At 74.1% G+C, this 23502-nt stretch carries 23 protein-coding genes; 5 read left to right on the forward strand and 18 right to left on the reverse strand.

All coding sequences use genetic code 11. The features are described 5' to 3' along the window. Positions 1 to 27: 27 nt before the first annotated feature. Positions 28 to 2376 (reverse strand): bifunctional salicylyl-CoA 5-hydroxylase/oxidoreductase, encoded by a 2349-nt coding sequence (locus AB0O29_RS06965; protein WP_365147280.1) that lies wholly within the window; start codon positions 2374 to 2376, stop codon positions 28 to 30. 4 nt (positions 2377 to 2380) lie between these two features. Continuing rightward, entirely contained in the window at positions 2381 to 3208 is an 828-nt protein-coding gene (locus AB0O29_RS06970) for an enoyl-CoA hydratase family protein (RefSeq protein WP_365147283.1), read from the reverse strand. Positions 3209 to 3466: 258 nt separating this feature from the next. Here AB0O29_RS06970 and AB0O29_RS06975 point away from each other — a divergent pair, with 258 nt between their 5' ends. Next, complete coding sequence (locus AB0O29_RS06975; protein WP_365147286.1) at positions 3467 to 3886, forward strand: ATP-binding protein; 420 nt, start codon at positions 3467 to 3469, stop codon at positions 3884 to 3886. 51 nt (positions 3887 to 3937) lie between these two features. Here AB0O29_RS06975 and argF read toward each other — a convergent pair whose 3' ends face one another. The 7 genes from argF to AB0O29_RS07010 form a co-directional block, all read right to left on the reverse strand. Then, positions 3938 to 4960 carry an ornithine carbamoyltransferase gene (gene argF, locus AB0O29_RS06980; RefSeq protein WP_365147288.1) on the reverse strand — a complete coding sequence of 341 codons (1023 nt, stop codon included), beginning with the start codon at positions 4958 to 4960 and terminating at the stop codon, positions 3938 to 3940. A 131-nt stretch (positions 4961 to 5091) separates the two neighbouring features. Then, a complete protein-coding gene (locus AB0O29_RS06985) occupies positions 5092 to 6318 on the reverse strand; it encodes an arginine deiminase (RefSeq protein ID WP_365147291.1) in 1227 nt (408 codons plus the stop codon). Between the two features lie 54 nt (positions 6319 to 6372). Then, entirely contained in the window at positions 6373 to 6840 is a 468-nt protein-coding gene (locus AB0O29_RS06990; RefSeq protein ID WP_365147294.1) for a hypothetical protein, read from the reverse strand. 188 nt (positions 6841 to 7028) lie between these two features. Then, on the reverse strand, positions 7029 to 9581 hold the full coding sequence (locus AB0O29_RS06995; protein ID WP_365147297.1) for a polynucleotide kinase-phosphatase: 2553 nt from the start codon (positions 9579 to 9581) through the stop codon (positions 7029 to 7031). Continuing rightward, positions 9578 to 11149 carry a 3' terminal RNA ribose 2'-O-methyltransferase Hen1 gene (locus AB0O29_RS07000; protein ID WP_365147300.1) on the reverse strand — a complete coding sequence of 524 codons (1572 nt, stop codon included), beginning with the start codon at positions 11147 to 11149 and terminating at the stop codon, positions 9578 to 9580. Before AB0O29_RS07000 ends, AB0O29_RS06995 begins: the two co-directional genes overlap by 4 nt. A gap of 43 nt (positions 11150 to 11192) precedes the next feature. Beyond that, complete coding sequence (gene mmuM, locus AB0O29_RS07005; protein WP_365147302.1) at positions 11193 to 12074, reverse strand: homocysteine S-methyltransferase; 882 nt, start codon at positions 12072 to 12074, stop codon at positions 11193 to 11195. Between the two features lie 46 nt (positions 12075 to 12120). Then, the gene (locus tag AB0O29_RS07010; protein WP_365147305.1) at positions 12121 to 13044 is read right to left on the reverse strand and encodes an LLM class F420-dependent oxidoreductase; all 924 of its coding nucleotides are present in this window, start codon (positions 13042 to 13044) and stop codon (positions 12121 to 12123) included. Positions 13045 to 13325: 281 nt separating this feature from the next. Here AB0O29_RS07010 and AB0O29_RS07015 point away from each other — a divergent pair, with 281 nt between their 5' ends. Further along, the gene (locus tag AB0O29_RS07015) at positions 13326 to 13517 is read left to right on the forward strand and encodes a hypothetical protein (RefSeq protein WP_365147409.1); all 192 of its coding nucleotides are present in this window, start codon (positions 13326 to 13328) and stop codon (positions 13515 to 13517) included. Positions 13518 to 13605: 88 nt separating this feature from the next. Here AB0O29_RS07015 and AB0O29_RS07020 read toward each other — a convergent pair whose 3' ends face one another. The 4 genes from AB0O29_RS07020 to AB0O29_RS07035 form a co-directional block, all read right to left on the reverse strand. After that, positions 13606 to 14094, reverse strand: a complete 489-nt coding sequence (locus tag AB0O29_RS07020; RefSeq protein ID WP_365147308.1) for a DUF6099 family protein — start codon at positions 14092 to 14094, stop codon at positions 13606 to 13608. Between the two features lie 122 nt (positions 14095 to 14216). After that, positions 14217 to 14609, reverse strand: coding sequence for a nucleotide pyrophosphohydrolase (locus AB0O29_RS07025; RefSeq protein ID WP_365147311.1), 393 nt, complete (start codon positions 14607 to 14609; stop codon positions 14217 to 14219). Beyond that, the gene (locus tag AB0O29_RS07030) at positions 14606 to 15913 is read right to left on the reverse strand and encodes an ATP-binding protein (protein WP_365147314.1); all 1308 of its coding nucleotides are present in this window, start codon (positions 15911 to 15913) and stop codon (positions 14606 to 14608) included. The genes AB0O29_RS07025 and AB0O29_RS07030 overlap by 4 nt, the downstream gene beginning before the upstream one ends. A 66-nt stretch (positions 15914 to 15979) precedes the next feature. After that, positions 15980 to 16375, reverse strand: coding sequence for a cell division protein SepF (locus tag AB0O29_RS07035; RefSeq protein WP_189739116.1), 396 nt, complete (start codon positions 16373 to 16375; stop codon positions 15980 to 15982). Between the two features lie 98 nt (positions 16376 to 16473). Between AB0O29_RS07035 and AB0O29_RS07040 the strand changes: the two genes are divergently transcribed. The 3 genes from AB0O29_RS07040 (at position 16474) to AB0O29_RS07050 (ending at position 18655) form a co-directional block, all read left to right on the forward strand. Further along, entirely contained in the window at positions 16474 to 16866 is a 393-nt protein-coding gene (locus tag AB0O29_RS07040) for a helix-turn-helix domain-containing protein (protein ID WP_365147318.1), read from the forward strand. A 43-nt stretch (positions 16867 to 16909) separates the two neighbouring features. Beyond that, positions 16910 to 17650: a DUF2470 domain-containing protein gene (locus tag AB0O29_RS07045; RefSeq protein WP_365147321.1), complete on the forward strand. Its 741-nt coding sequence runs from the start codon at positions 16910 to 16912 to the stop codon at positions 17648 to 17650. Between the two features lie 84 nt (positions 17651 to 17734). Further along, the gene (locus AB0O29_RS07050) at positions 17735 to 18655 is read left to right on the forward strand and encodes an NADP-dependent oxidoreductase (RefSeq protein ID WP_365147324.1); all 921 of its coding nucleotides are present in this window, start codon (positions 17735 to 17737) and stop codon (positions 18653 to 18655) included. Between the two features lie 67 nt (positions 18656 to 18722). On the opposite strand, the gene AB0O29_RS07055 is transcribed toward AB0O29_RS07050, so the two are convergent. Genes AB0O29_RS07055 through ssuE form a run of 5 tightly spaced genes read right to left on the reverse strand, consistent with a single transcriptional unit; the run spans position 18723 to position 23484 of the window. After that, positions 18723 to 20054, reverse strand: a complete 1332-nt coding sequence (locus tag AB0O29_RS07055) for an LLM class flavin-dependent oxidoreductase (RefSeq protein WP_365147327.1) — start codon at positions 20052 to 20054, stop codon at positions 18723 to 18725. Between the two features lie 30 nt (positions 20055 to 20084). Further along, positions 20085 to 21032: an ABC transporter permease gene (locus AB0O29_RS07060; RefSeq protein ID WP_365147330.1), complete on the reverse strand. Its 948-nt coding sequence runs from the start codon at positions 21030 to 21032 to the stop codon at positions 20085 to 20087. Continuing rightward, positions 21029 to 21847 (reverse strand): ABC transporter ATP-binding protein, encoded by an 819-nt coding sequence (locus tag AB0O29_RS07065; protein ID WP_365147333.1) that lies wholly within the window; start codon positions 21845 to 21847, stop codon positions 21029 to 21031. The genes AB0O29_RS07060 and AB0O29_RS07065 overlap by 4 nt, the downstream gene beginning before the upstream one ends. 6 nt (positions 21848 to 21853) lie before the next feature. Beyond that, positions 21854 to 22906: an ABC transporter substrate-binding protein gene (locus AB0O29_RS07070; protein WP_365147335.1), complete on the reverse strand. Its 1053-nt coding sequence runs from the start codon at positions 22904 to 22906 to the stop codon at positions 21854 to 21856. 23 nt (positions 22907 to 22929) lie between these two features. Next, positions 22930 to 23484, reverse strand: coding sequence for an NADPH-dependent FMN reductase (gene ssuE, locus AB0O29_RS07075; RefSeq protein ID WP_365147338.1), 555 nt, complete (start codon positions 23482 to 23484; stop codon positions 22930 to 22932). Positions 23485 to 23502 lie beyond the last annotated feature (18 nt).

Here is a 23502-nt window from a genome sequence, read left to right on the forward strand (position 1 = left end):
CCTGCGGCCCGGCCCCCGGCATCCGCCTCACCCCTTCCCGGTGGGCGGCTTGCGGCTGCCCGCCCGGTACGGGGCCGGCCAGGGCGCGCCCGGGCCGGCGTACCCCTGGTCGGCGGCCGCGTGCAGGGTCCAGTGCGGGTCGTACAGGTGCGGACGGCCCAGGGCGCACAGGTCGGCGCGGCCGGCCAGGAGCAGCGAGTTGACGTCGTCCCAGGAGGAGATCGCGCCGACGGCGATGACGGGGACGCCCAGCGCGTTGCGGATCCGGTCGGCGTAGGGGGTCTGGTAGGAGCGCCCGTACTCGGGGGCCTCGTCCGCGACGACCTGTCCCGTGGACACGTCGACGGCGTCCGCCCCGTGTGCGGCGAAGGCGGCGGCGATCGCCCCCGCCTCCTCGGGCGTGGTGCCGCCGGGGGCCCAGTCGGTCGCCGACAGCCGGACCGTCATCGGGCGGTCCGGGGGCCAGGCCTCGCGGACGGCGTCGAAGACCTCCAGGGGGAAGCGCAGCCGGTTCTCCAGGGAACCCCCGTACGCGTCCTCGCGTTGGTTGGTGAGGGGGGAGAGGAAGCCGGACAGCAGGTAGCCGTGCGCGCAGTGCAGTTCCAGCAGGTCGAAACCGCAGTCGGCGGCCCGTGCGGCGGCGGCCGCGAAGTCGGAGCGGACGGTGGCGAGGCCGGCCGCGTCCAGGGCGCGCGGGACGGCCGAGACACCGGCCCTGTAGGGCAGGGCGGAGGGGGCGACGAGGGGCCAGTTGCCCTCGGGGAGCGGCTCGTCCATGCCCTCCCACATGAGCCGTGTCGAGCCCTTGCGGCCGGAGTGGCCGAGCTGGAGGCCGAGGGCGGTGCCGGGTGCGGAGGTGTGGACGAAGTCGGCGATCCGCTTCCAGGCGGCCGCCTGCTCGGCCGTCCACAGGCCGGCGCAGCCGGGGGTGATCCGGCCCTCGGGGCTGACGCAGACCATCTCCGTCATGACCAGCCCGGCCCCGCCCAGGGCCCGTCCGCCGAGGTGGACCAGGTGGAAGTCGCCCGGCACCCCGTCGACTGCGGAGTACATGTCCATCGGGGAGACGACGACCCGGTTGCGCAGGGTCAGCCCGCGCAGGGTGAAGGGGGTGAACATCGGCGGGGTCAGCGCACCGTCGGGCCCCTCCTGCGGGCAGCCGAAGTCGGCCTCCACCGCGCGGGTGAAGCGGGGGTCGCGCAGCCGCAGGTTCTCGTGGGTGACCCGGCGGCTGCGGGTGAGCAGGTTGAAGGCGAACTGGCGGGCGGGCTGGCCCACGTAGCCCGCGATCTCCTCGAACCAGCGCATGCTGGCGGCCGCGGCCCGCTGGGTGCTGGCCACGGCGGGCCTGCGGGCGGCCTCGTAGGCGGCCAGGGCCTCGGGGATCCCGGGGTGGGCGGCCACGGCCTCGGCGAGGGCGAGGGCGTCCTCGACGGCGAGTTTGGTGCCGGAGCCGATGGAGAAGTGGGCCGTGTGGGCGGCGTCGCCGAGGAGGACCACGTTCCCGTGGGACCAGCGCTCGTTGACGACGGTGCGGAAACCGGTCCAGGCGGAGCGGTTGCCACGCAGGGGCCTGCCCCGCAGCGCCTCGCCGAAGATCTTCGCGCAGCGGGCGGCGGACTCCTCCTCGTCGCACAGGTCGAGGCCGGCCGCCCGCCACACCTCCTCGCGCATCTCGACGATGGCGGTGGAGGAGTCGGCCGCGTACGGGTAGGCGTGCAGCTGCATGACGCCGTGCTCGGTCTCGGCGATCTCGAAGCGGAAGGCGTCGAAGGCGAAGTCGGCGGCGAGCCAGACGTAGCGGCAGCGGCCGGGGGTGACGGTGGGCCGGAAGTGGGCGGCGCCGCTCTCGCGGGTGGCGCTGTGCACCCCGTCGGCCGCGACGACCAGGTCGTGGGAGCGGGCCAGGGTCCAGGCGTCGGGGGCCTCGGCGCGGAAGCGGAGCCGGACGCCGAGGGCCTCGCAGCGGGCGTGCAGGATCTCCAGGAGCCGGCGCCGGCCGAGGGCGGCGAAGCCGTGGCCGCCGGAGGTCAGCAGCCGGCCCCGGTGGACGACGTCCACGTCGTCCCAGCGGACGAACTCGGCGGAGAGGGCGGCGTGGACGACGGTGTCGGCCCGTTCGATGCCGCCCAGGGTCTCGTCGGAGAGGACGACGCCGAAACCGAAGGTGTCGTCGGGGGCACCGCGTTCCCACAGGTCGACGGAGTGCCCCTGGCGGGCCAGCAGCGCGGCGGCGTAGAGCCCGCCCGGCCCGCCGCCGATGACGGCGACCCGCTTGGCGGCCCCGGGCGGGGCCCCGGGCCCGGCCCCGGGCGCGGACGGTGAACCGGAGGGTGAACCGGGCTGGGACACGGGCCGGGACGCGGGCTCGGACATGCCCCTACCTCCCCTTCCACTGCGGCGGCCGCTTCCCGGTGAAGGCGGCGTGGAACTCGGCGTAGTCCTGGCCGTGCATGAGCAGGGCCTGGGTGTTGGCGTCCAGCTCGACGGAGGCGGCCAGCGGCATGTCCAGTTCGGCGGTGAGCAGGGCCTTGGTCTGGGCGTGGGCGAGGGCGGGTCCGGCGGCGAGGCGGGCGGCCAGTTCGGCGGCCCGGGCGTCGGCCTCGCCCTCGTCGACGAGCTCGCTGAGCAGGCCGATGCGCTCCGCCTCGGGGGCCCGTACGGGCTCGCCGAGCATCAGGATCCGGGTGGCGTGGCCGAGGCCGACGACCCGGGGCAGCAGGTAGGCGGCGCCCATGTCGCCGCCGGAGAGGCCGACGCGGGTGAAGAGGAAGGCGAAGCGGGCGGTGGGGTCGGCGATGCGGAAGTCGGCGGCGAGGGCGAGGACGGCCCCGGCACCCGCGGCGACCCCGTGGACGGCGGCGATCACGGGGAAGGGGCATTCGCGGACGGCGCGGACCACCTGGCCGGTCATCCGGTTGAAGTCGAGGAGCTCGGAGGTGTCCATGGCGAGGGTGGCGCCGATGATCTCGTCCACGTCCCCGCCGGAGCAGAAGCCGCGGCCCTCGCCCGCCAGGACGAGGGCGCGCACGGAGCGGGTGCGGGAGAGTTCGGCGAGCAGATCGCGCAGGTCGGCGTAGGCGCCGAAGGTGAGCGCGTTCAGCTTCTCGGGGCGGTCGAGGGTGACGGTGGCGATGCCGTCCTGCCGGGTCACCCGCAGGTGGCGCCACCGTTCGGTCGCTGGTGTGGAACCGGTGAAGGGGCTCACGCGTACGACGCTATCACCGACTTGTGACTGCCGTCACGAAAACGCGACACTTGGGGGACGGCGGCGGACGGGGCCTCCGCCCGAGCCGAAGGTCCCCCCGCACCGCGGCCGTGGGTCCGTCACCTTCCCGCCGGGGTGCCCTACGGGCGGCGCGGGGCGCTCCGTATGGTTGAAATCAGGAGTTTCCCGCCCCCGCCCCACCCCAGCCCCGCCTCTGCCCTCCCCTGCCCCCTCCCCCACGGAACGGACGGATCAGCCATGACCGACGCCTCCGCCTGGCGGCTCGCCCTGCCGCACACGGCCGCGGCCGTACCCATGGCCCGCGCGCTGGTCCGCACCGCCCTCACGGACACGGGGCCGTCCGCCGACCGCGACACCGCCGAGCTGCTGACCGCCGAGCTGGTCGCCAACGCCGTGGAGCACACCACCGCCGGGGCGCCGATCGAGCTGGTCGTGGAGATGCTGGCGGACGGCTGCCAGGTCGAGGTGCACGACGGCGATCCGCGGCCGCCCCGCGATCTGGTCACCCGCCCGTACGAGGCCCACCCCGACCCCTGGCAGGAGCACGGCCGCGGCCTGCTGCTGCTCCGGGCCCTGAGCTCCGCCTGCGGCCACCGCACCACCGAGCACGGCAAGGCCGTCTGGTTCACCCTGCCGGCCGGGGCGACGCACGCCTGACCGGCCGGGCCGCGAAACCGCCCGTATGACTATGCGGTGGGCTACGCGCCGTTATGCGACGGGTTGTGCGGCCGGCTTCGCCATCGTCGCGACGAGCACGGCCTTGATGGTGTGCAGCCGGTTCTCCGCCTCGTCGAAGACGACGGAGTGCGCCGATTCGAACACCTCGTCCGAGACCTCCAGCCACTCCAGCCCGTGCCGCTCGTGGACCTCGCGGGCCACCTTGGTGCCGAGGTCGTGGTAGGCGGGCAGGCAGTGCAGGAAGCGCACGTCCGGGTTCCCGGTCGCGCGGAGCACGTCCATGGTGACGGCGTACGGCGCCAGGGCGGCGATCCGCTCGTCCCAGACCTCCTTGGGCTCACCCATCGACACCCACACGTCCGTGGCCACGAAGTCGGCCTGCGCCACGCCCTCCGCGACCTCCTCGGTCAGGGTGACGCGGGCCCCGCTGACCTCGGCCAGCTCGCGGGCCCGGGCCACGACCGACTCGGCCGGCCAGTACGCCTTCGGCGCGACGATCCGTACGTCCATGCCCAGCAGCGCGCCGGTCACCAGGTAGGAGTTGCCCATGTTGAAGCGGGCGTCGCCCAGGTAGGCGAAGGCGATCCGCTCCAGCGGCTTGGCGCAGTGCTCGGTCATGGTGAGCACGTCGGCCAGCATCTGGGTGGGGTGCCAGTCGTCGGTGAGGCCGTTGAAGACGGGCACCCCGGAGTAGGCGGCGAGCTCCTCGACCGACTGCTGGCTGTCGCCCCGGTACTCGATGCCGTCGAACATCCGGCCGAGCACCCGCGCGGTGTCCCGGACGGTCTCCTTGTGTCCGATCTGGGAGCCGGAGGGGTCGAGGTAGGTGGTGTGCGCCCCCTGGTCGGCGGCGGCGACCTCGAAGGCGCAGCGGGTGCGCGTGGAGGTCTTCTCGAAGATCAGCGCGATGTTCCGCCCCCGGAGCCGGCGCTCCTCGGCGCCCGCCTTCTTGGCCGCCTTGAGTGCGGCGGCGAGCTCGACCAGGCCGCGGAACTCGGCGGCGGTGAAGTCGAGCTCCTTGAGGAAACTGCGGCCGAAGAGGTCGGTGGACATCGGGACTCCAGGGGGGCGCTGACAGGGGATTGTGGAAGTCTATACGATCCCCTGCATTCATATTCAGTCGGGTGGATCACACGCACGGCCTCCGCACCCGTGATCACCAGCCCGTACCCCTCAGCCTGCGCTCACCCGGCGTCCCGTTCCACCGGGCAGCTCATGCAGCGCGGCCCGCCGCGGCCCCGCCCCAGCTCGCTGCCGGGGATCTCGATCACCTCGATGCCCTCCTTGCGCAGGTGGGTGTTGGTGGTGACGTTCCGCTCGTAGGCGACGACGACCCCCGGCTCCACGGCCAGCACGTTGCAGCCGTCGTCCCACTGCTCGCGCTCGGCCGAGTGCACGTCCTGCCCCGCGGTCAGCACCCGCACCCGGTCCAGGCCCAGCGCCGCCGCGATCGCCCGGTGCATGTGCTCCGGCGGGTGGTCGCTGACCTGGAGCTCGCTCGCCCCCTGCCCCGGCCGGATCGTGTAGGAGCGCAGCATGCCCAGCCCGGCGTACTGGGTGAACGTTTCCTCGTCGACCATCGTCATCACCGTGTCCAGGTGCATGAAGGCCCGCCGCTTGGGCATGTCGAGCGCCACGATGACCGACGCCGACCCGGCCGCGAACAGGCCCCGGGCCAGCATCTCCACCGCCTGCGGGGTGGTCCGCTCGCTCATCCCGATCAGGACGGCCCCCTTGCCGATGACCAGGACGTCCCCGCCCTCGATGGTCGAGGGGTAGTCCGACTGGCCCTGCGACCAGTAGTGGAAGGGGCCCGAGCCGGTGAAGAGGGGGTGGTGCCGGTAGATCGCCTCGAAATGCACGGTCTCGCGCTGCCGGGCCGGCCAGCGCATGGCGTTGATGGACACCCCGTCGTAGATCCAGGCGGAGGTGTCGCGGGTGAAGAGGTGGTTGGGCAGCGGCCCCAGCAGGAAGCCGTCCGTCTCGAGCGCGTGGAAGCGCACCGACACGGGCTCGGCGTGCCGCTCCAGGAACTCCCGCTTCGTCATGCCGCCGATCAGCGCCTGCGCCAGCTCGGCCGAGGGCAGCCCGTCGAAGGCCGCGCGCAGGTGGTCGGCGGCGAGGGGCCCGTACTCCTTCTCGTCGAAGACCCGGTCCAGCACCAGGCGGCGCGCCTCGGTGATGTCGAGGGCCTCACGGAGCAGGTCGCCGAAGAGGTGGACGGCGACGCCCCGGTCGCGCAGCACGTCGGCGAAGCCGTCGTGCTCCTGGCGGGCCCGGCGCACCCACAGCACGTCGTCGAAGAGCAGGGCGTCCTTGTTGCTTGGTGTGAGCCGCTTCAGCTCCAGGTCGGGGCGGTGCAGGATGACGCGGCGAAGCCGCCCGGTCTCGGAGTCGACATGGAATCCCATGCCGTACACGTACCCAGACCGAACGGCTTTCTGACCCGGCGTCGGCGGTGCGGGTCAGCGCAGGCCGAGGAGCGCCGACGGGGCGCCGATGAGCTCGGGGGCGACCACGCCCAGCTTGGGGGCGGTCAGGTTCGGGATCCCGTAATTGCCCCCGTCCGGCATGGTCAGCGGGGAGCCGAGGACCGCGCCGGGCGTCCGGGTCAGCAGGGTGGTCGCCGGCGACTCCAGGGAGCCCTCGCCGTCCGTCTCCTCGGAGCCCAGCAGGTTGGGCACCGGGGAGGTGACCTTGGTGAGCCCGAGGTCGGTGGCGACCGGCACCACCGGGAGCAGTGGGGTCGGCAGCATGTCGCCCTTGTGGAGGACGGGCGCCTCGGGAGCTCCCACGACCGGCATCGGGACGGCGGTGCCCACCTGGGGGGTGGGAAGGCCCAGCGTGGTCTTCACGGCGTCCAGCGGGACGCTCACGGGGACCGAGTCGGCCACGGCCGGAGAGGCCGCGGCCGCCGCGGCCATACAGGTCATGAGCGCCGCAATGCTTCCGCGCGCGGTCATCTTCATAGGTGACGTTCCGTCCTTCCAGGGTCGCGGACACTCCGCTGCCCTGGATGAACGATCCCGCCGCCGGTTTCCCCGGCCTTCCGCGGGAAAGTTCCCCCATACGACCTAATTCGGGGCCGTACGGGGGCGGCCGCTTTACGCGCCCTCCCCCGTCACAGCCGGGGGTCGACCGGCTCCGACTCCAGGGCGAGGACGGCGAACACCGCCTCGTGGACCCGCCACAGCGGCTCCCCCGCCGCCAGCCGGTCCAGCGCCTCCAGACCCAGCGCGTATTCCCGCAGGGCGAGGGAGCGCTTGTGGCCCAGGAACCTCTGGCGCAGCCGCTCCAGCTGCCCGGGACGGGTGTACTCCGGACCGTAGATGATCCGCAGGTACTCCCGCCCGCGCACCTTCAGCCCCGGCTGCACCAGCCGCCCCTTTCCGTCCCGGGCGTAGGCGCCGAGCGGCTTGACGACCATGCCCTCGCCGCCGGCGGCGGTCAGCTCCAGCCACCAGTCGGTGCCGGCGCGGACGGAGTCCTCGTCGGCGGTGTCCACGTACACCCGGCGGGTCCGCCGCAGCAGCGGGGCGGCGGAGCGCTCGTCGGCGTCGGCCAGCCGGTCCAGCCAGGCCAGCTGCTCGTCGTGCGGGACGGCCGCCAGCGACCGGCCGGCCGCCGCGAGCAGCTGGAACGGCGCGAACCGTACGCCGTCCAGCCCGTCGGTGGTCCAGCAGTAGCGCCGGTAGGCCTCGGTGAAGGCCCCGGCGTCCTCGGCCCGTCCGCGCTGGCGCTCCAGCAGCCCGCCCGTGTCCACGCCCCGGGCCTCGGCGGCCGCCAGGGCGGCGACCGCGTCCGGCAGGACGGTGCGGGAGGCGGCGCCGACGGCCGCGTACTGGTTGCGCAGCAGGCCCGTGGACTTCAGGGACCAGGGCAGCAGTTCCCCGTCGAGCAGCAGCCAGTCCGTGCCGAGCTCCTCCCACAGGCCGGCGCCGTCGACGGCGGCGCGCAGCCGGGCGAGGAACTCCTCGGTGAGCTCGGGCTCCTGGAAGAAGGGGCGTCCGGTGCGGGTGTAGAGCGAGCCGGTGGGGCCGCTCTCGACGCCGAAGCGCTCGCGGGCCGCCGCGGCGTCCCGGCACAGCAGCACGGTGGCGCGGGAGCCCATGTGCTTCTCCTCGCACACGACCCGCCCGATGCCGTCGGACCGGTACTGGGCGAAGGCCTCGGCGGGGTGCTCCAGCAGGCCGTCCTCGGCGGAGGTGGCCGTCGGCGCCATGGTCGGCGGCAGGTACGGCACCAGCCGGGGATCGACCGCGAAGCGGCTCATGACCTCCAGGGCGGCGGCCGCGTTCTCCTCGCGGACGCTCACGTTGCCCAGGTGGCGGGTCTCCACGACGCGCCGCCCGTGCACGTCGGACAGGTCCAGCGGGCGGCCGTCGAGCGCCCCGGGCGCCTCGGCGGCGAGCGGCTTGACCGGCTCGTACCAGACCTTCTCGGCCGGTACGTCGACCAGTTCCCGCTCGGGCCAGCGCAGGGCGGTCATCCGGCCGCCGAAGACGGCGCCGGTGTCGAGGCAGATGGTGTTGTTGATCCAGGTGGTGTCCGGGACCGGGGTGTGCCCGTAGACCACGGCGGCCTTGCCCCGGTAGTCCTCGGCCCACGGGTAGCGCACGGGCAGGCCGAACTCGTCGGTCTCGCCGGTGGTCTCCCCGTACAGGGCGTGCGAGCGGACCCGGCCGGAGGTGCGCCCGTGGTACTTCTCGGGCAGGCCGGCGTGGCAGACCACCAGCCGGCCGCCGTCGAGGACGTAGTGGCTGACCAGGCCGGAGATGAACTCCCGCACCTCCTTCACGAACTCCTCGCTCTCGCGGGAGAGCTGTTCCACCGTTTCGGCGAGGCCGTGGGTCTGCTGGACCTCGGAGCCCTTCAGGTAACGGCCGAGCTTGTTCTCGTGGTTCCCGGGCACGCACAGCGCGGCGCCGGACCGGACCATGCCCATCACCCGGCGCAGTACGCCGGGGCTGTCGGGGCCGCGGTCGACGAGGTCGCCGACGAAGACGGCGGTGCGGCCGGCGGGGTGGGTCCCGTCCTCATAGCCGAGCTTCGCGAGCAGGGTCTCCAGCTCGGAGGAGCAGCCGTGGATGTCGCCGATGATGTCGAAGGGGCCGGTGAGGTGGGTGAGGTCGTTGAACCGCTTCTCCAGGACCACTTCGGCGGTTTCGGCCTCCTCCACCGTGCGCAGGACGTGGACCTTGCGGAAGCCCTCGCGCTCCAGTCCGCGCAGCGAGCGGCGCAGCTCGGAGCGGTGGCGCTGGATGACGCGGCGCGGCAGGCCGGCCCGGTCGGGGCGGGCCGCGTTGCGTTCGGCGCAGACCGACTCGGGCAGGTCAAGGACGATGGCGATGGGCAGGACGTCGTGCTCGCGGGCGAGCCGGACGAGCTCGCGGCGGGACTCCTTCTGCACGCTGGTGGCGTCCACGACGGTGAGGCGTCCGGCGGCGAGCCGCTTGGCGGCGATGTGGTGGAGGACCTCGAAGGCGTCCTTGCTCGCGCTCTGGTCGTTCTCGTCGTCGGCGACCAGGCCCCGGCAGTAGTCCGAGGACAGGACCTCGGTGGGCTTGAAGTGCTTGCGGGCGAAGGTGGACTTGCCCGAACCGGTGGCCCCGACGAGGACGACGAGGGACAGGTCGGTGACGGGGAGGACGCGGTGTCCGGTGGGGGTGGTCATGCTGCCTCGCCCTCCTTCGGGGTATCGGCGGTAGCGGTGGTGGTGGCGGTGGTGCCAGCGGTGTCCGTGCTGCCTGCGGTGACGGTGGTGTCCGCGGGGTCGGCGGCCCGGGTGAAGACGGCCATCTGGGTCGGCGGACCGACCTCGGGGTCCTCGTCGCCCACCGGCCGGTACGCGACGGCGTAGCCGAACCGGGCGGCGACCCGGCCGGCCCAGGCGCGGAACTCCTCCCGGGTCCACTCGAACCGGTGGTCCCGGTGGCGGACCCGCCCTGCGGGCAGGGACTCCCAGCGGACGTTGTACTCGACGTTCGGGGTGGTCACGAGGACCGTGCGGGGGCGGGCCGAGCCGAAGACGGCGTACTCCAGCGCGGGCAGCCGGGGCAGGTCCAGGTGCTCGATGACCTCGCTGAGCACGGCGGCGTCGTAGCCGGCCAGCCGCTTGTCGGTGTAGGCGAGGGAGCCCTGGAGCAGCCGGACGCGGGAGCTCTGCCGCTCCCCCATCCGCTCCAGCCGCAGCCGCCGGGAGGCGGTGGTCAGGGCGCGCACCGAGACGTCCACGCCGACGATCTCGGTGAACGCGGTGTCCCGCAGCAGCGCCTGGACCAGCTGCCCCTCCCCGCAGCCCAGGTCGAGGACCCGGGCCGCGCCGGCCTCGCGCAGCGCGGCGAGGACCGCGTCGCGGCGGCGTACGGCGAGCGGGACCGAGCGCTCCCGCGCCTCGGTGTCCCCTTCGGCGGCGTCTCCTTCGGCGGTGGTGTCCGCGGCGTCGTCGAGTTCCTCGGCCTCGCCGCCGTCGGCCTCGGCCAGGCGGGCGAGCTCCAGGCGTTCCATGGCGCTCTGGGTGAGCCGCTTGTGGCGGGCCAGGTAGCGGGCGGTGATGAGGGCGTGCTCGGGGTGGGCCGCCAGCCAGCCGTCCCCGGCGCGCAGCAGCTTGTCCACCTCGTCGGGGGCGATCCAGTAGTGCTTGGAGTCGTCGAGCACGGGCAGCAGGACGTACAGCTGGCGCAGGGCGTCCTCCAGCCTGAGCTCGCCCTCCAGCACCAGCCGTACGTAGCGGCTGTCGCCCCATGCGGGGAACGCCTCGTCCAGGGCGATCGGGGTGGTCTCCACGGAGTCCCAGCCGAGCGGGCCGAACAGCCGGCGCACCAGGTCGCCGCCGCCGCGGGCGGGCAGCACCGGGATCTCGATCCGCAGCGGGCGCGCCCGTCCGGGCAGCTCGGGCCGGGCGGCGCACTGGCCCTTGAGGGCGGTGCGGAAGACCCCGCTCAGCGCGACGGCGAGCAGCGAGGAGGCCGCGTACGGGCGGTCGTTGACGTACTGCGCGAGGGCGGAGTCGGGAGCCCCTCCCCGGCCCTTGCCCTGACCGCGCCGCACCAGCGCGACGGGGTCCACCTCCAGCAGCAGCGCGGCCGTGCACCGGTGGTCCGTCGCCTCGGGGTAGAACACGTGGGCGGTGCCGTGCGAGGTGGCGAACGCCTGCGTCCTCCCGGGATGCTTGTGCAGCAGGAATCCCAGGTCAGTGGCGGGTTTCTCGGTGGTACCGGTCGTGCTGATCGTCAGGAACATGCGCTTCAGTATGTGCCGGGGCTCCCCGGCGGCCCACCGATTTTCATACCGGCGGCGGGCGGTGGAGAGCGCTGCGGAGTCCGGCGATCCAGGGCGGTCCGATCCGGCAGCAGCCGCCGATGAGCCGGGCTCCGGCCGCCCGCCAGGCCTCGACGGGCCAGGGGGCGGGGTCGGCGGGGGCGTGCCAGGTGCGGGTGCCCGCGTCCCAGACGGAGCCGTCGTTGGGGTAGGCCAGCAGCGGCTTGGCCGTGACCGACGCGGCCGCCTCCAGCGCGGGCAGCACGTCCGCCGGGTCACAGCAGTTGACGCCGACCGCGATCACCTCGGGGGCGTCGGCGGCGAGCGCGAAGGCCTCCGCCAGGGGCTGGCCGGCCCGGGTGCGGCCGCCCGCGACGGTGTAGCTCAGCCAGGCCCGCGCGCCCGTGCCGGCCAGCACCCGCAGCAGCGCCCGCGCCTCGTCGGCGTCGGGGACGGTCTCCAGCGCGAGTACGTCCGGTCCGGCCGCGAGCAGCGCCTCGATCCGGGGGCGGTGGAAGGCGGCCAGCTCCGCGCCGCCGAGCCCGTACCGGCCCCGGTACTCGGAGCCGTCCGCCAGGACCGCCCCGTACGGTCCCACCGAGGCGGCCACCCACACCTCGTGCCCGGCGGCGCGCGCCGCCGAGTCGGCCACCCGGACGGAACGCTCCAGCAGTACGGGATCGTCGCCGACCTGGTAGCTCGCGGTGATCAGCACCTCGGCGCCGGCCCGGACGTACGCCGTGTGGGCGGCCTCGACCCGGTCCGGGTGCTCGGCGAGCACCCGGCCCGTCCAGAGGTCGCCGGACAGGTCGCAGCCCTGGTCGGCGAGCTGGTTGCTCAGCCCGCCGTCCAGGAGCACGGGCCCGCGGGCCAGGGCGTGGGCGAGCGGGCCGGTGGCGCGGGGCACGGGTCTGTCCTCCGTAGGGTGGTACGGATCGGTCGGCCGGGGCGGTTCAGCCGAGCTGGGGCATGATCTGGCCGGCGATCAGCTCCAGGTGGTCCAGGTCGCCGAGGTCGAGGACCTGGAGGTAGACGCGGGAGGAGCCGATGGCGGCGTAGGTGCCGAGCTTCTCGACGACCTCGGCCGGGGAGCCCGCCAGGCCGTTGGCCTTGAGCTCGTCGACCTCGCGGCCGATGGCGGCGGCCCGGCGGGCGACCTCGGCGTCGTCCTTGCCCACGCACACCACCAGGGCGTTCGAGTAGACGATCTCCTCCGCCTTGCGCCCGGTCTCGGCGGCGGCCTCCCGGACCCGGGCGAACTGCCGGCGGCTGTCCTCGACCGAGGCGAACGGCATGTTGAACTCGTCCGCGTACCGGGCGGCGAGGCGGGGCGTGCGCCGCGCCCCGTGCCCGCCGACGAGGACGGGGACCTTGGCCTGGGCCGGCTTGGGCAGCGCCGGGGAGTTCTCCACCTGGTAGTACGTCCCCCGGTAGTCGAAGACGGCGCCCGGCTCGGTGGCCCACAGACCGGTGACGATGGCCAGCTGCTCCTCCAGCCGGGCCATCCGCTCCGCCGGGAAGGGGATCCCGTACGCCTTGTGCTCCTCCTCGAACCAGCCCGCGCCGAGGCCGAGTTCCACGCGGCCGCCGGACATGGCGTCGACCTGCGCCACCTGGATCGCGAGGACGCCGGGCAGCCGGAAGGTGCCGGCCGTCATCAGCGTGCCCAGCCGGATCCGACTGGTCTCGCGGGCCAGGCCGGCGAGGGTGATCCAGGCGTCGGTGGGGCCGGGCAGCCCGTCGGCGGACCCCATCTTGAGGTAGTGGTCCGAGCGGAAGAACGCGTCGAAGCCGAGCTCTTCGGTGGCCTTGGCGACCGTCAGGAGGGTGTCGTAGTCGGCGCCCTGCTGCGGCTCGGTGAAAATGCGAAGATCCATGGCTCCATCCTGCCCTTCCCACTCCCCTGCCGGGTGAATCTGCGTCAACCGGGCGGCGCGCCCCCCGCCGCGTCAGTGACCAGCGCGGATGGGGATCGTTGCTCGGACGGAGCCGGACCGCCCGGCCCGCGCGCCGGCGGCCTCCCGCCGGTACGACCACCGCCCCCTTCCGCACCGGAAGGGCCAGGGCCGAGGAGGCCGCCATGTCCCACGAGTCCGTGCCCGAGTACCCCGGACAGACCGGACAGGCAGCACACGACCACGCACACCCGGAGCCCGCGGTGCCCGCCCAGGGCGGCGCGCCGAAGGGCCTGCTCCAGCAGATGGAGGAGCTGATGGCGGCGCTCAACGCCGACCTGTCCCAGCTCGACGCCGACCTCCAGCACTCCGCGGACCGCACTCCGCCCGCCGCACCGGTCACCCCGGGCGGACTGGCGTACGAGAGCGAGCGCCGCGCCGACCGCTCCTTCTGACCGTGCGGGGGTCCCGTCCCGCACGGCGGGGCCCCTCCGCCGGGCGCACCGGACCCGCGCGCCGGACCCCGGACGGCGCGCCACGGCCTCAGAGCACGCCCGAGGCCGACCCCCGTTCCCGGACCGTCATCCTGCGCAGCAGGGCGCGTACCCGGTCGCTCGACTCGTCCGCCGCGTCGATCGACTCTATGCACTGCCAGTACAGGCTCTCGTCGTCCGTCGCGCAGGCCACTCCGACGAGCGCTATCCCGACCTCGCCGAGCAGCGCCTGGAGCCCCAGCAGCGCCTGACGCACATCGGCCACGCCCGTCAGCTGCGCCGCCCGGGGCGGCTGTTCGGGCGCGGGGCCCTCACCGTCACCGAGGGCCGCCCGGTCTATGGCCCCGCAGCCTCTGCCTCCCGCTTCCCCCAGGCCCCGCGCCTCCGCTCTCAGCTCCGGCGGCCCGGTGACCGCCAGCCAGCCCCCTACCCCCTGGGCGAGCGCCTGGGCCTGCCAGGCCTCGCCCACGATGTCCCACGCAGCCGCGCTCCGTGCCAGCGCGTGCCGGCCGGCCGCGATGAGCCGTACCGCATCCATATGCCGTCCCCCGTCCGCACGACATCCCGCCAATCTCCACTACCCAGAGTGAAGGCAACGAGCCAGTAAAGCCAGGGGTATTCGGAAATCTGTGGACACAAACATGGTTGTGGACGACGCCATCACTCCGAAGAGTGACGATCTGGCGTCGATGTCCCGGTCGCCGGGAATCGGAGCTCGTTCCTCTCGATCTTCGCGGCGAGCGCATCCAGCACATCCACCCCGAGAACCTCACAGAACTGCAGCAGATACGCCAGCACGTCGGCGACCTCATCGGTCACCCGGTGTGCGTTTTCCGGCTTCTCCATGATCGCCGCCGACTGTTCCGGTGTCAGCCACTGGAAGATCTCGACCAGTTCGGAGGCTTCCACGCTCAGCGCCACGGCCAGGTTCTTGGGGGTGTGGTACGGGGCCCAGTCCCGGGCGGCCGCGAACGCGGCCAGCCGTCGCTGGAGTCGGTACAGCCGTTCGCCGTGCGGTGGTTCCGGCCCGTCGTCCGTGGGTGCAGCACTCATGGGGACAGGTCTACCACTGAGACGCCGGGGATCCCCCGGGCGGTTCCCGCCGCGTCCTCGCCGACCCCCGCCACCAGCCGGATGTGGCCGCGCTCCCCGGACAGCAGGGCCAGGCGCAGCAGTTCGCCGCACTGCCGCCGGTCCAGTCCCCGGTCGAGGCCGTCGGCGAGCACGGTCAGCGCCTGCCGGGCGGAGAGGAGCTCGGCGGCCGGGTCCACGGCCAGCACCCCGGGCCCGGTGAGCAGGACGAGGGCCAGGGCCAGGAAGCGGAGTTCGCCGTCGCCGAGCCGGGCGAACTCCGTGGCGGCCCGCCCGGCGCCGCGCTCCAGCACGGCCGCGACCGTCCCGCCGTCCCCGGCGAGGCCGCCCCCGCCACGACCGCCCCCGCCCGAACCGCCCCGCGAACCGCCGCCCGAGCCCCCATCCACGCCCCCGCCCGGTCCCGCGCCCCGGACCTCCAGCCCGGTCACCGGCCCCGCGCACCCGGTCAGTGCCGCCCGGGCCAGCAGGGCGTGCCGGGTGCCGCACTCGTGGCGGGTCCGGCGCAGGACGTCCGCCAGGTTCCCGCAGTCGACGCGCAGCCGCCCCTCCCCCGGCGGCACGGGCGCCCGCATCCGGCCGGGCCGGGGGTCGCAGGGGAACACCGACCGCAGCGCCACCACCACCTGCTCGGCGGCGGCCAGCACCAGCCGCTGCCCGGCCGTGGCCCCGGCCACGCGCAGCGGCAGCAGGGCGGTGCCGAGCCGGTCGTCGGGCAGCGGGGCGCGGGTCATGCCGACGGCGCCGCCGGTCAGCCAGGCGGCCTGGACGGAGCGGCGGCGCGGGTCGCGCAGGGCGGTGGCGAGGAGCACGTCCCCGTTGAGGGAGAGCCGTTCGCCGGCGATCCGCAGCGAGGGCTCCGCCTGCACGGCGAGGTCGAGGCGGACGGGCCGCACCGGGCCCTCGACCCGCGAGCCGATCCGGAAGCCGCGCCTCCCGCCGGCGTCGGGGACGGCCGACTCCGGCACCCGGGCGGCCGGGTCGGGGAAGACCTCGTCCAGCGCGGCCCCGGCGGCGAGCCGGGCCAGGGCCCCGTAGGCGTCCAGCGCCTGGGACTTGCCGCTGCCGCTGGGTCCGGCCAGCAGGGTCACCGGGCCGAGCGGCAGCACCGCCGCCCGGTGCGGTCCGAAGGCGGAGAGCCGCAACTCGGTGACGGCGGGCCGCCGGTGCTCCCCGGACCGGGTCCCGGCGGCGGCTTCCCCGTCGGCTTCAGCGGATAACGCGCCGAGGGCTCCGGGCCCCGCCGCGTGCGATGTGGCGTCCATGGGCGGACGGTACGGTCCGCGGGGCCCCGGCCGGGCCCGGCGAACCGTTCCACCGCCGCGACCTTCCTACGATCGGGGGACGGCCGCGGCCGCGATCCCCTCGACCTCGGTCCCGACGGGCGCCAGCAGGAAGACGTTCCGGTCGACCCGGTGCATCCCGCTACCCAGCCCGAAGACCACCCCGCTGCTGAAGTCGAGGATCCGCTTCGCCACTTCGCTGTCGGCGCCGGTGAGGTCCAGCAGTACGGGGATCTGCGCGATCAGGTACTCCGCCACCTCCCGCGCGTCGGCGAAGATCTGGACCCGGATCACCACGAAGCGCCGCTGTTCCGCCGCGGACGCCCCGGGGGCCTTGGGGATCGTGCGGTGGTCCACCCGGGAGGGCCATTCGTTGCGACTGCGCAGCGGCACCACCTGCGCGAGTCCCTCCCACTGCTCGTCGGTGACGTCGTACCTGCTCACCGGGCCGCCTCGGCCGTGCGCTTCATGTGCATCCCCCCATCCTCTCGCGTTTCACCCGTTCGGCCCAACACCGACACGGAGCACGTAGGGTCGCCGCCATGACCAATGGCGACGAGGTCCGCACGTTACGCGACGTCGCGGGTACCGGTCCCGTCCGGCGCGCCGCGCCGGGGGCGGCCGGACCGGCTGCCCAACGGCCCCTGCGGCGCGAGGACTCCGTCCGCAACCACGTCCAGATCCTCGCGGCCGCCGAGCAGTTGTTCACGGAGCGGGGCCCCCGCACCGTGACGATGGACCTGATGGCCGAGGCCGCCGGGGTGGGTCGGGCCACCCTTTACCGCCGCTTCCCCGACCCGCCGGCCGTCGCCGCGGCCCTGCTCGACGAGCACGAGCGCATCCTCCAGGGCCGCCTCGCCTTCGGTCCGCCCCCGCTGGGCCCTCGGGCGGCCGGCCCGCGGGGTACTCCCGGATCCCCAGATGGGTTAGGTTAGGCATACCTAACCTTCCGATCCCCCGGACGAGGGAGAGATCCGCATGCGCCTGCCCGGTGCCCCCGCCGCCACGCCCGCCGCCACCCGGCCCACCGACGCCGAACGCGTCCGCTCCGTCCTGGCCGCCGCCCACTCCATGACGGTCGTCGTCGACGGCGTGCGCCACGAGGTCCGCCACCTCGACGAAGGCGACCCCCTCGGCCGGCTCCATCTGCACCCGGCGGCACCCTCCGCCGGGCACCCCGCCTCCCTCCTCGGCGAGGGCCGCCCCTCCATCCGGCTGGAGTTCACCGACATCGCCCCGACCCCCGTGCGCGACCGCGTGCGGGCCCGCGTCACCGTGCTCGGACACCTGCTGACCCCCTACGCCCACGAGGACGCGGACCCCGACGCCAGCACCTGCGTGGAGTACGGGCAGGCGGTCCTGGAGACCGCGGAGGGGACCTCGTACCTCGGACTGGACGAGCTGGACGGGGCCCGGCCCGACCCGCTCGCCCCCTACGAGGCGGGCATGCTCACCCACCTCCTCGACGAGCACCCCGAACTGGTCACCCTGCTGCTGCGGCTGGTCCGCCCCCGCCCCACCGCGGCCGTCGTCCGCGCGCTGCCGCTCGCCCTGGACCGGTACGGGATCACCCTGCGGCTGGAGGAGCGCGCCGGGCACCGCGACGTCCGGCTGCCCTTCCCCTCCCCGCTGGACGACGTGGAGCAGTCGGGCGCGCAGATCCAGGCCCTGCTCAGCGCGGCCCGGCGGCGCTCGCACCCCAACACCCTGCCCGCCTGAGACCGGCCGGAGGACCGCCTGAGGACCGCTGGAGCCGGGGAACCCGGCGGAACACCTCGCCCCGCCCCCTTCGTTGCCCCCTACATGAAGGCAATCACCTACAGCAGTTACGGAACTCCCACCGTCCTGGAGCTCGTTGAGGTGCCCGAGCCCAAGGTCGGTCCCGGCGAGGTGCTGATCCGCGTCAGGGCCGCCGGGGTCAACCCGGTGGACTGGAAGCTCGCCGCCGGGTTCCTCGGGCACGTCCTGGAGGTCCGTCACCCGGTGATCCCCGGATGGGACGTGGCGGGCGTCGTCGAGGCCGTCGGCCCGGACACCGACGACTACGCCGTCGGCGACGAGGTCTACGGGTACGTCCGCAAGGAATGGGTCCAGCTGGGCACCTACGCGGAGCTGGTCTCGGCCCCCGTGCGCACCCTCGCCCGCAAGCCCGCCACCCTCACGTTCGAGGAGGCCGCGGGCCTCCCGCTGGCCGGGCTCACCTCCTACCAGGCCGTCACCCGCGCCGGGGTCTCCGCCGGCCAGACCGTCGTCATCCACTCCGCCGCCGGCGGGGTCGGCTCGCTCGGCGTGCAGATCGCGGTCGCCCTCGGCGCCCGGGTCATCGGCACGGCCAGTGCCCGCAACCACGACTACCTGCGCTCGCTCGGCGCCGAACCGGTGCTCTACGGCGACGGCGTGGCCGAACGGATCGCCGCGCTGGCCCCCGGGGGCGTGGACGTCGGGCTCGACTTCTACGGCGAGGGCGGCGTCGAACTGCTCCAGTCGGTCGTCCGGCCGGGCGGACCGGTGATCTCCGTCGCCGACAACGACGCGGGCGACAAGGGCGCGAAGCACATCTGGGCGCGCTCCTCGACCACCGACCTGGCCGCCCTCGCGGACCTGGCCGACACCGGGAAGCTCACCGTCAAGGTGGGGCACGTCCTCCCGCTCGCCGAGGCCGGCCGGGCCTGGGAGCTGAGCGAGGCCGGCGCCGCCGGGGGCAAGATCGTCCTCACGGTCTGAGCACCCGCACGGCCCGGGGGCGGGTGCGGCCCCGTGCGGGGAGCCGCACCCGCCCCCGGGCCACGGGTCAGGCGCTCTGCCGGGCGTACCGGTTGGCGGGGCGCTCCAGGCCGTAGTGCTCGCGCAGGGTGGTGCCCGTGTACTCGGTGCGGAAGAGGCCGCGGCGCTGGAGGACCGGCACGACGTGGTCGACGAAGTCGGTCAGGCCGGTGGGCAGGACGGGCGCCATGATGTTGAACCCGTCGGCGGCCCCCCGGGTGAACCACTCCTCCAGCTGGTCGGCGATCTGCTCGGGGGTGCCGGCGTGGACTCGGTGGCCGCGTCCCGCGCCGAGGCGGGCGATCAGCTCGCGCAGGGTGAGCCCGTCGCGGCGGGCGAGTTCGGCGACGAGGGTGAAGCGGCTCTTGTTGCCGTTGATGTCCCGTTCCTCGGGCAGCTCGGGCAGCGGGCCGTCGAGCGGGAGGCCGGTCAGGTCGGTGCCGAGCATCCCGGAGAGCTGGGCGAGCCCGTACTCGGGGATCTGGAGCTCGGTGAGCTCCTTCTCCAGGGCCTTCGCCTCCGCCTCGGTGGAGCCGATGACGGGGGCGATGCCGGGCAGCACGAGCAGGTCCTCCTCGGACCGGCCGTACTTGGCGAGGCGGGACTTGAGGTCCTTGTAGAAGGTCTGGCCGTCGGCGAGGGTCTGCTGGGCGGTGAAGACGGCCTCCGCGTACCGCGCCGCGAACTCCCTGCCGTCCTCGGAGGACCCGGCCTGGACGAGCAGCGGGTGGCCCTGCGGCGAGCGGGGCACGTTCAGCGGGCCGGCCACGGAGAAGTGCTCGCCCCGGTGGGCGGCGGGGTGCAGCCTGTCGGTGTCGGCGTAGATCCCGCGCTCCTTGTCGAGGACGACGGCGTCGTCCTCCCAGCTGTCCCAGAGCTTGGTGGCGACGTCGAGGAACTCGCGGGCCCGCTCGTAGCGCACCGCGTGCTCCAGGTGCTCCTCGCGGTTGAAGTTGCGGGCCTCGTCGACGGTGCCGGAGGTGACGATGTTCCAGCCGGCCCGGCCGCCGCTGATGTGGTCGAGCGAGGCGAACTTGCGGGCCAGGTTGTAGGGCTCGTTGAAGGTGGTGGAGACGGTGGCGATGAGCCCGATCCGCTCGGTGACGGCGGCGATGGCCGAGAGCAGGGTGAGCGGCTCGAACCCGCCGAGGGCGTTGTGGCGGGCCTTGCCCCAGAGGGCGACCCCGTCGGCGAAGAAGATCGAGTCCAGCAGGCCGCGCTCGGCGGTGCGCGCCAGTTCCTGGAAGTAGGCGACGTCGGTGACGCGCTCGGGGGTGGCCGCGGGGTGGCGCCAGGCGGCGTCGTGGTGGCCGGCGTTCATCAGGAAGGCGTTGAGGTGGAGGGTGCGGGGTGCGGGCATGTCGGTTCCCTTGGATGTGGCGGGGGCGGGTCAGGCGGGGACGCGCCAGGTGCTGAGGCGGCGTTCGACGGCGACCAGGAGCTGGTTGAAGGCCACCCCGATGGCGGAGATCGTGATGATCCCGGCGTACATCTGGGGGATGGCGAAGTTGAACTGCGAGGCGTTGATCAGGTAGCCCAGCCCCGCCTTGGCGCCGATCATCTCGGCGGCGACGAGGACCAGGATCGAGACCGCGCCCGCCAGCCGGATGCCGGTGAAGACGGCCGGGACGGAGGCCGGGAGGATCACCTTCTGGAAGAGCCTCGGGGTGGAGAGGTCCATCGAGCGGGCCAGCCGGATCAGGGTGGGGTCGGCGTTGCCGACGGCGCTGATGGTGTTGAGCAGGATCGGCCAGACGCAGGCGTAGACGACGATCGACACCTTCGAGGTCTCCCCGATGCCGAGGAGCAGTACGAAGACGGGCAGCAGCGCGAGCGCGGCCGTGTTGCGGAAGAGCTCCAGCAGCGGGCCGAGGAAGGCCGCGACCGGGCGGTACCAGCCGATCAGCAGGCCCAGCGGGACGGCGACGACCACGGCGATGGCGAAGCCGCCGAAGGAGCGGGTGAGGCTGGCCCGGGTGTGTTCGCCGAGCTGGCCGTCGGCGAGCAGCCCCCACCAGGCCCGCGCCACCTCGCTGAAGGGCGGCAGGAAGGTGGCGTCGACCAGTCCGAGCCGGGGCGCGGCCTCCCACAGCGCGAGCAGGGCGAGTACCGCCGCCGACCGCAGCAGCCCGGCCCGCAGCCACCGCAGGACGGCCGCCGCCCCCGCCCCACGGCGGGCGGGTACGGCCTCCCGCGGGCGGCCGGGCGCGGGAGCGGCCGGTTCCGGACGGGCCTCGGCGGGCGGCGCCGGGCGCGCGGGGCCCCGTACGGCCCGGGCCTCGGGGGGCGCCTCGGCGGCGGGGGCGGGCAGGACGGGGACGGGGGTCTCGGTGCTCATACGAAGGCCTCTTCCTTCTCCAGTTGCCGGGCGCGGGCCACCTCGTCGTGGAGCAGCGTCCAGATCTCGTGGCGGTGGCGGGCGAACTCCGGGCTGGAGCGCAGGTCCTCGCCGGTCGCCCCGGTGGACCGGTCCCCGAAGGAGACCGGCACGACCTCCTTGACCCGGCCCGGGCGGGAGGTGATGACGGCCACCCGCTGCCCCAGGTACACGGCCTCCTCGATGCCGTGCGTGATGAAGACGACCGTCTTGCCGGTGGTCTGCCAGATGCGGCGCAGCTCGTCCTGGAGGGACTCGCGGGTCTGCGCGTCGAGGGCGGCGAAGGGCTCGTCCATGAGGAGCACGTCCGGGTCGTAGGCCAGCGAGCGGGCGATCGCGACCCGCTGGCGCATGCCGCCGGAGAGCTCGTGCGGATGCCGGTCCTCGAATCCGGTGAGGCCCACCAGCTCCAGGAACTCCCGCGCCCGTGCCGCTCGTTGCCTGCGGGGGACGCCGGTCGCCTCCAGGCCGAACTCGATGTTGCCGAGGGCGGTGCGCCAGGGCAGGAGGGCGTACTGCTGGAAGACGATGCCCCGGTCCAGGCCCGGACCGGTGACGGGCCGGCCGTCGAGGAGGATCCGGCCGGAGGTGGGGCGGGTGAGGCCGCCGAGGAGGTCGAGGAGGGTGGACTTGCCGCAGCCGCTGGGGCCGACGACGACGAGGAACTCCCCGGCCCCGACCTCCAGGTCGACGCCGTCGAGGGCGGTGAACTCCCCCTTGCTCCTGCCCTTCACCGGGAAGGTCTTCGTCACCGACTGGAACTCGATCTTCGCCATGGCGGCTCAGCCCTTCCCGTAGCCGTTGAACTCGTTCGTGTACAGATCGGACGGCTTCAGCTGCCCGGCCTTGATCTCCCCGCGCTCGGCGAGCCAGTCGAGCCAGAGCGAGAACTCCTTGTCCCCGATGCGGCCGCCGGTCTCGGCGACCCCGTACGAGCGCCAGTACTTGAGCGTGGCGGTGTCCTCGTTGCGGCCGCGCTTCTTGATGATCGACTCCATCCGGGCGACGACCTCCTCGCGCGGGGTGGTGCGGGACCACTCGATGGCCTTGGCGACACCGGTGGTGAAGGTGCGGACGGTGTCCGGGTTCTCCTTGATGAAGCGCCGGGTCATCACGTAGGAGCCGGCGCTGAACCTGCCGAGCAGGTCGAAGTCGCTGAACAGCGGGCGGATCCCGCCGGCGGCGACGGCCTTGTCGCGCAGGACGCCGCCCAGTACGCCCACGTCGATCTGTCTCTGGCGCAGCGTCTGTTCGGTGTTGACGGGCGGTACGACCAGGGCCTCGACCTTCGCCGCCTCGGCCTTGGCGATGCCGTTGCGGCCGAGGTAGATGTCGAGGACGGCCTGGGAGTGCGCGCCCAGGGTGTTCATGCCGACCTTCTTGCCGAGCAGGTCGCGGGCGGAGCGGATCGGGCTGTCCTCCAGGACGTAGTAGCCGCTGAAGGCGTCCTGGTCGACCCCGTAGTAGGAGACGACGGCCTGGATCGGGGCCTTGGCGGCGGCGAGTTTGACGATCGCCCCGTTGAAGGCGCCGCCGAAGTGGATCTGGCCGGTGGCGGCGGACTGGATGTCCTGGGGACCGCTGATGGTGTTGCCGACCCACTCCAGGGTGAGGCCGCCGAGGTGGCCGAGGTCGGCGGCCAGTTCGGGCAGGGTGACGGCGCCGACGTTGCCCTGGTACTTGAGGGTGGTGACCTGTCCGCCCCCGCCCGGGCGGCCGGACCCGCCGGTGGCGGTGGCGGTGCCGCAGCTCACCGCGGCCGCCGAGATGCCGAGCAGGGTGAGGAACTGGCGCCGGGTGCGGGGGGTCGTGGTGAGGGGGACTGCTGCGGGCATGACGGGTCCTTGTCGGTACGGGGTTACGGGGTGGCGGCGAGGGTCGGCGCCGGGGCGCGCAGGGCGTCGGCGAACTCGTCGACGGCCTGGTAGAGGTCGAGTTCCGCCTCGGGGCGCAGCCGGTCCGGGCCCGCGCCGCGTTCGACGGAGGAGTCCAGGACGAAGCGGCCGGCGGTGACGTGCCGGGCACCGAGGGCGGCGAGGACGGGGCGCAGGGCGTAGTCGATGGTCAGCACGTGGGCGAGGCTGCCGCCGGTGGCGAGCGGCAGGACCGTCTTGCCGGCCAGGCCGTCCTGCGGGAGCAGGTCCAGGAAGGCCTTGAGCAGCCCGGTGTACGAGGCCTTGTAGACCGGGGTCGCGATGACCAGGCCGTCGGCCTCGGCGACGGCCTCCAGCGCGCTGCGGATCTCCGGCTCCCCGCGGCGGGCGGCGAGGAGGTCGGCGGCGGGCAGCCGGCGCACGTCGAGGTGGGCGGTCTCGAAACCGGCGTGGTCGAGGCGGCGCAGCACGTGCTCGGCGACGACGACGGTACGGGAGTGGGCGGAGGGGCTGCCGGTGAGGGCGAGCAGCTTGGGCACGGGGGGCTCCTCGGGGTG

The organism is Streptomyces sp. NPDC089915 (assembly GCF_040684675.1).
GTDB lineage: Bacteria > Actinomycetota > Actinomycetes > Streptomycetales > Streptomycetaceae > Streptomyces.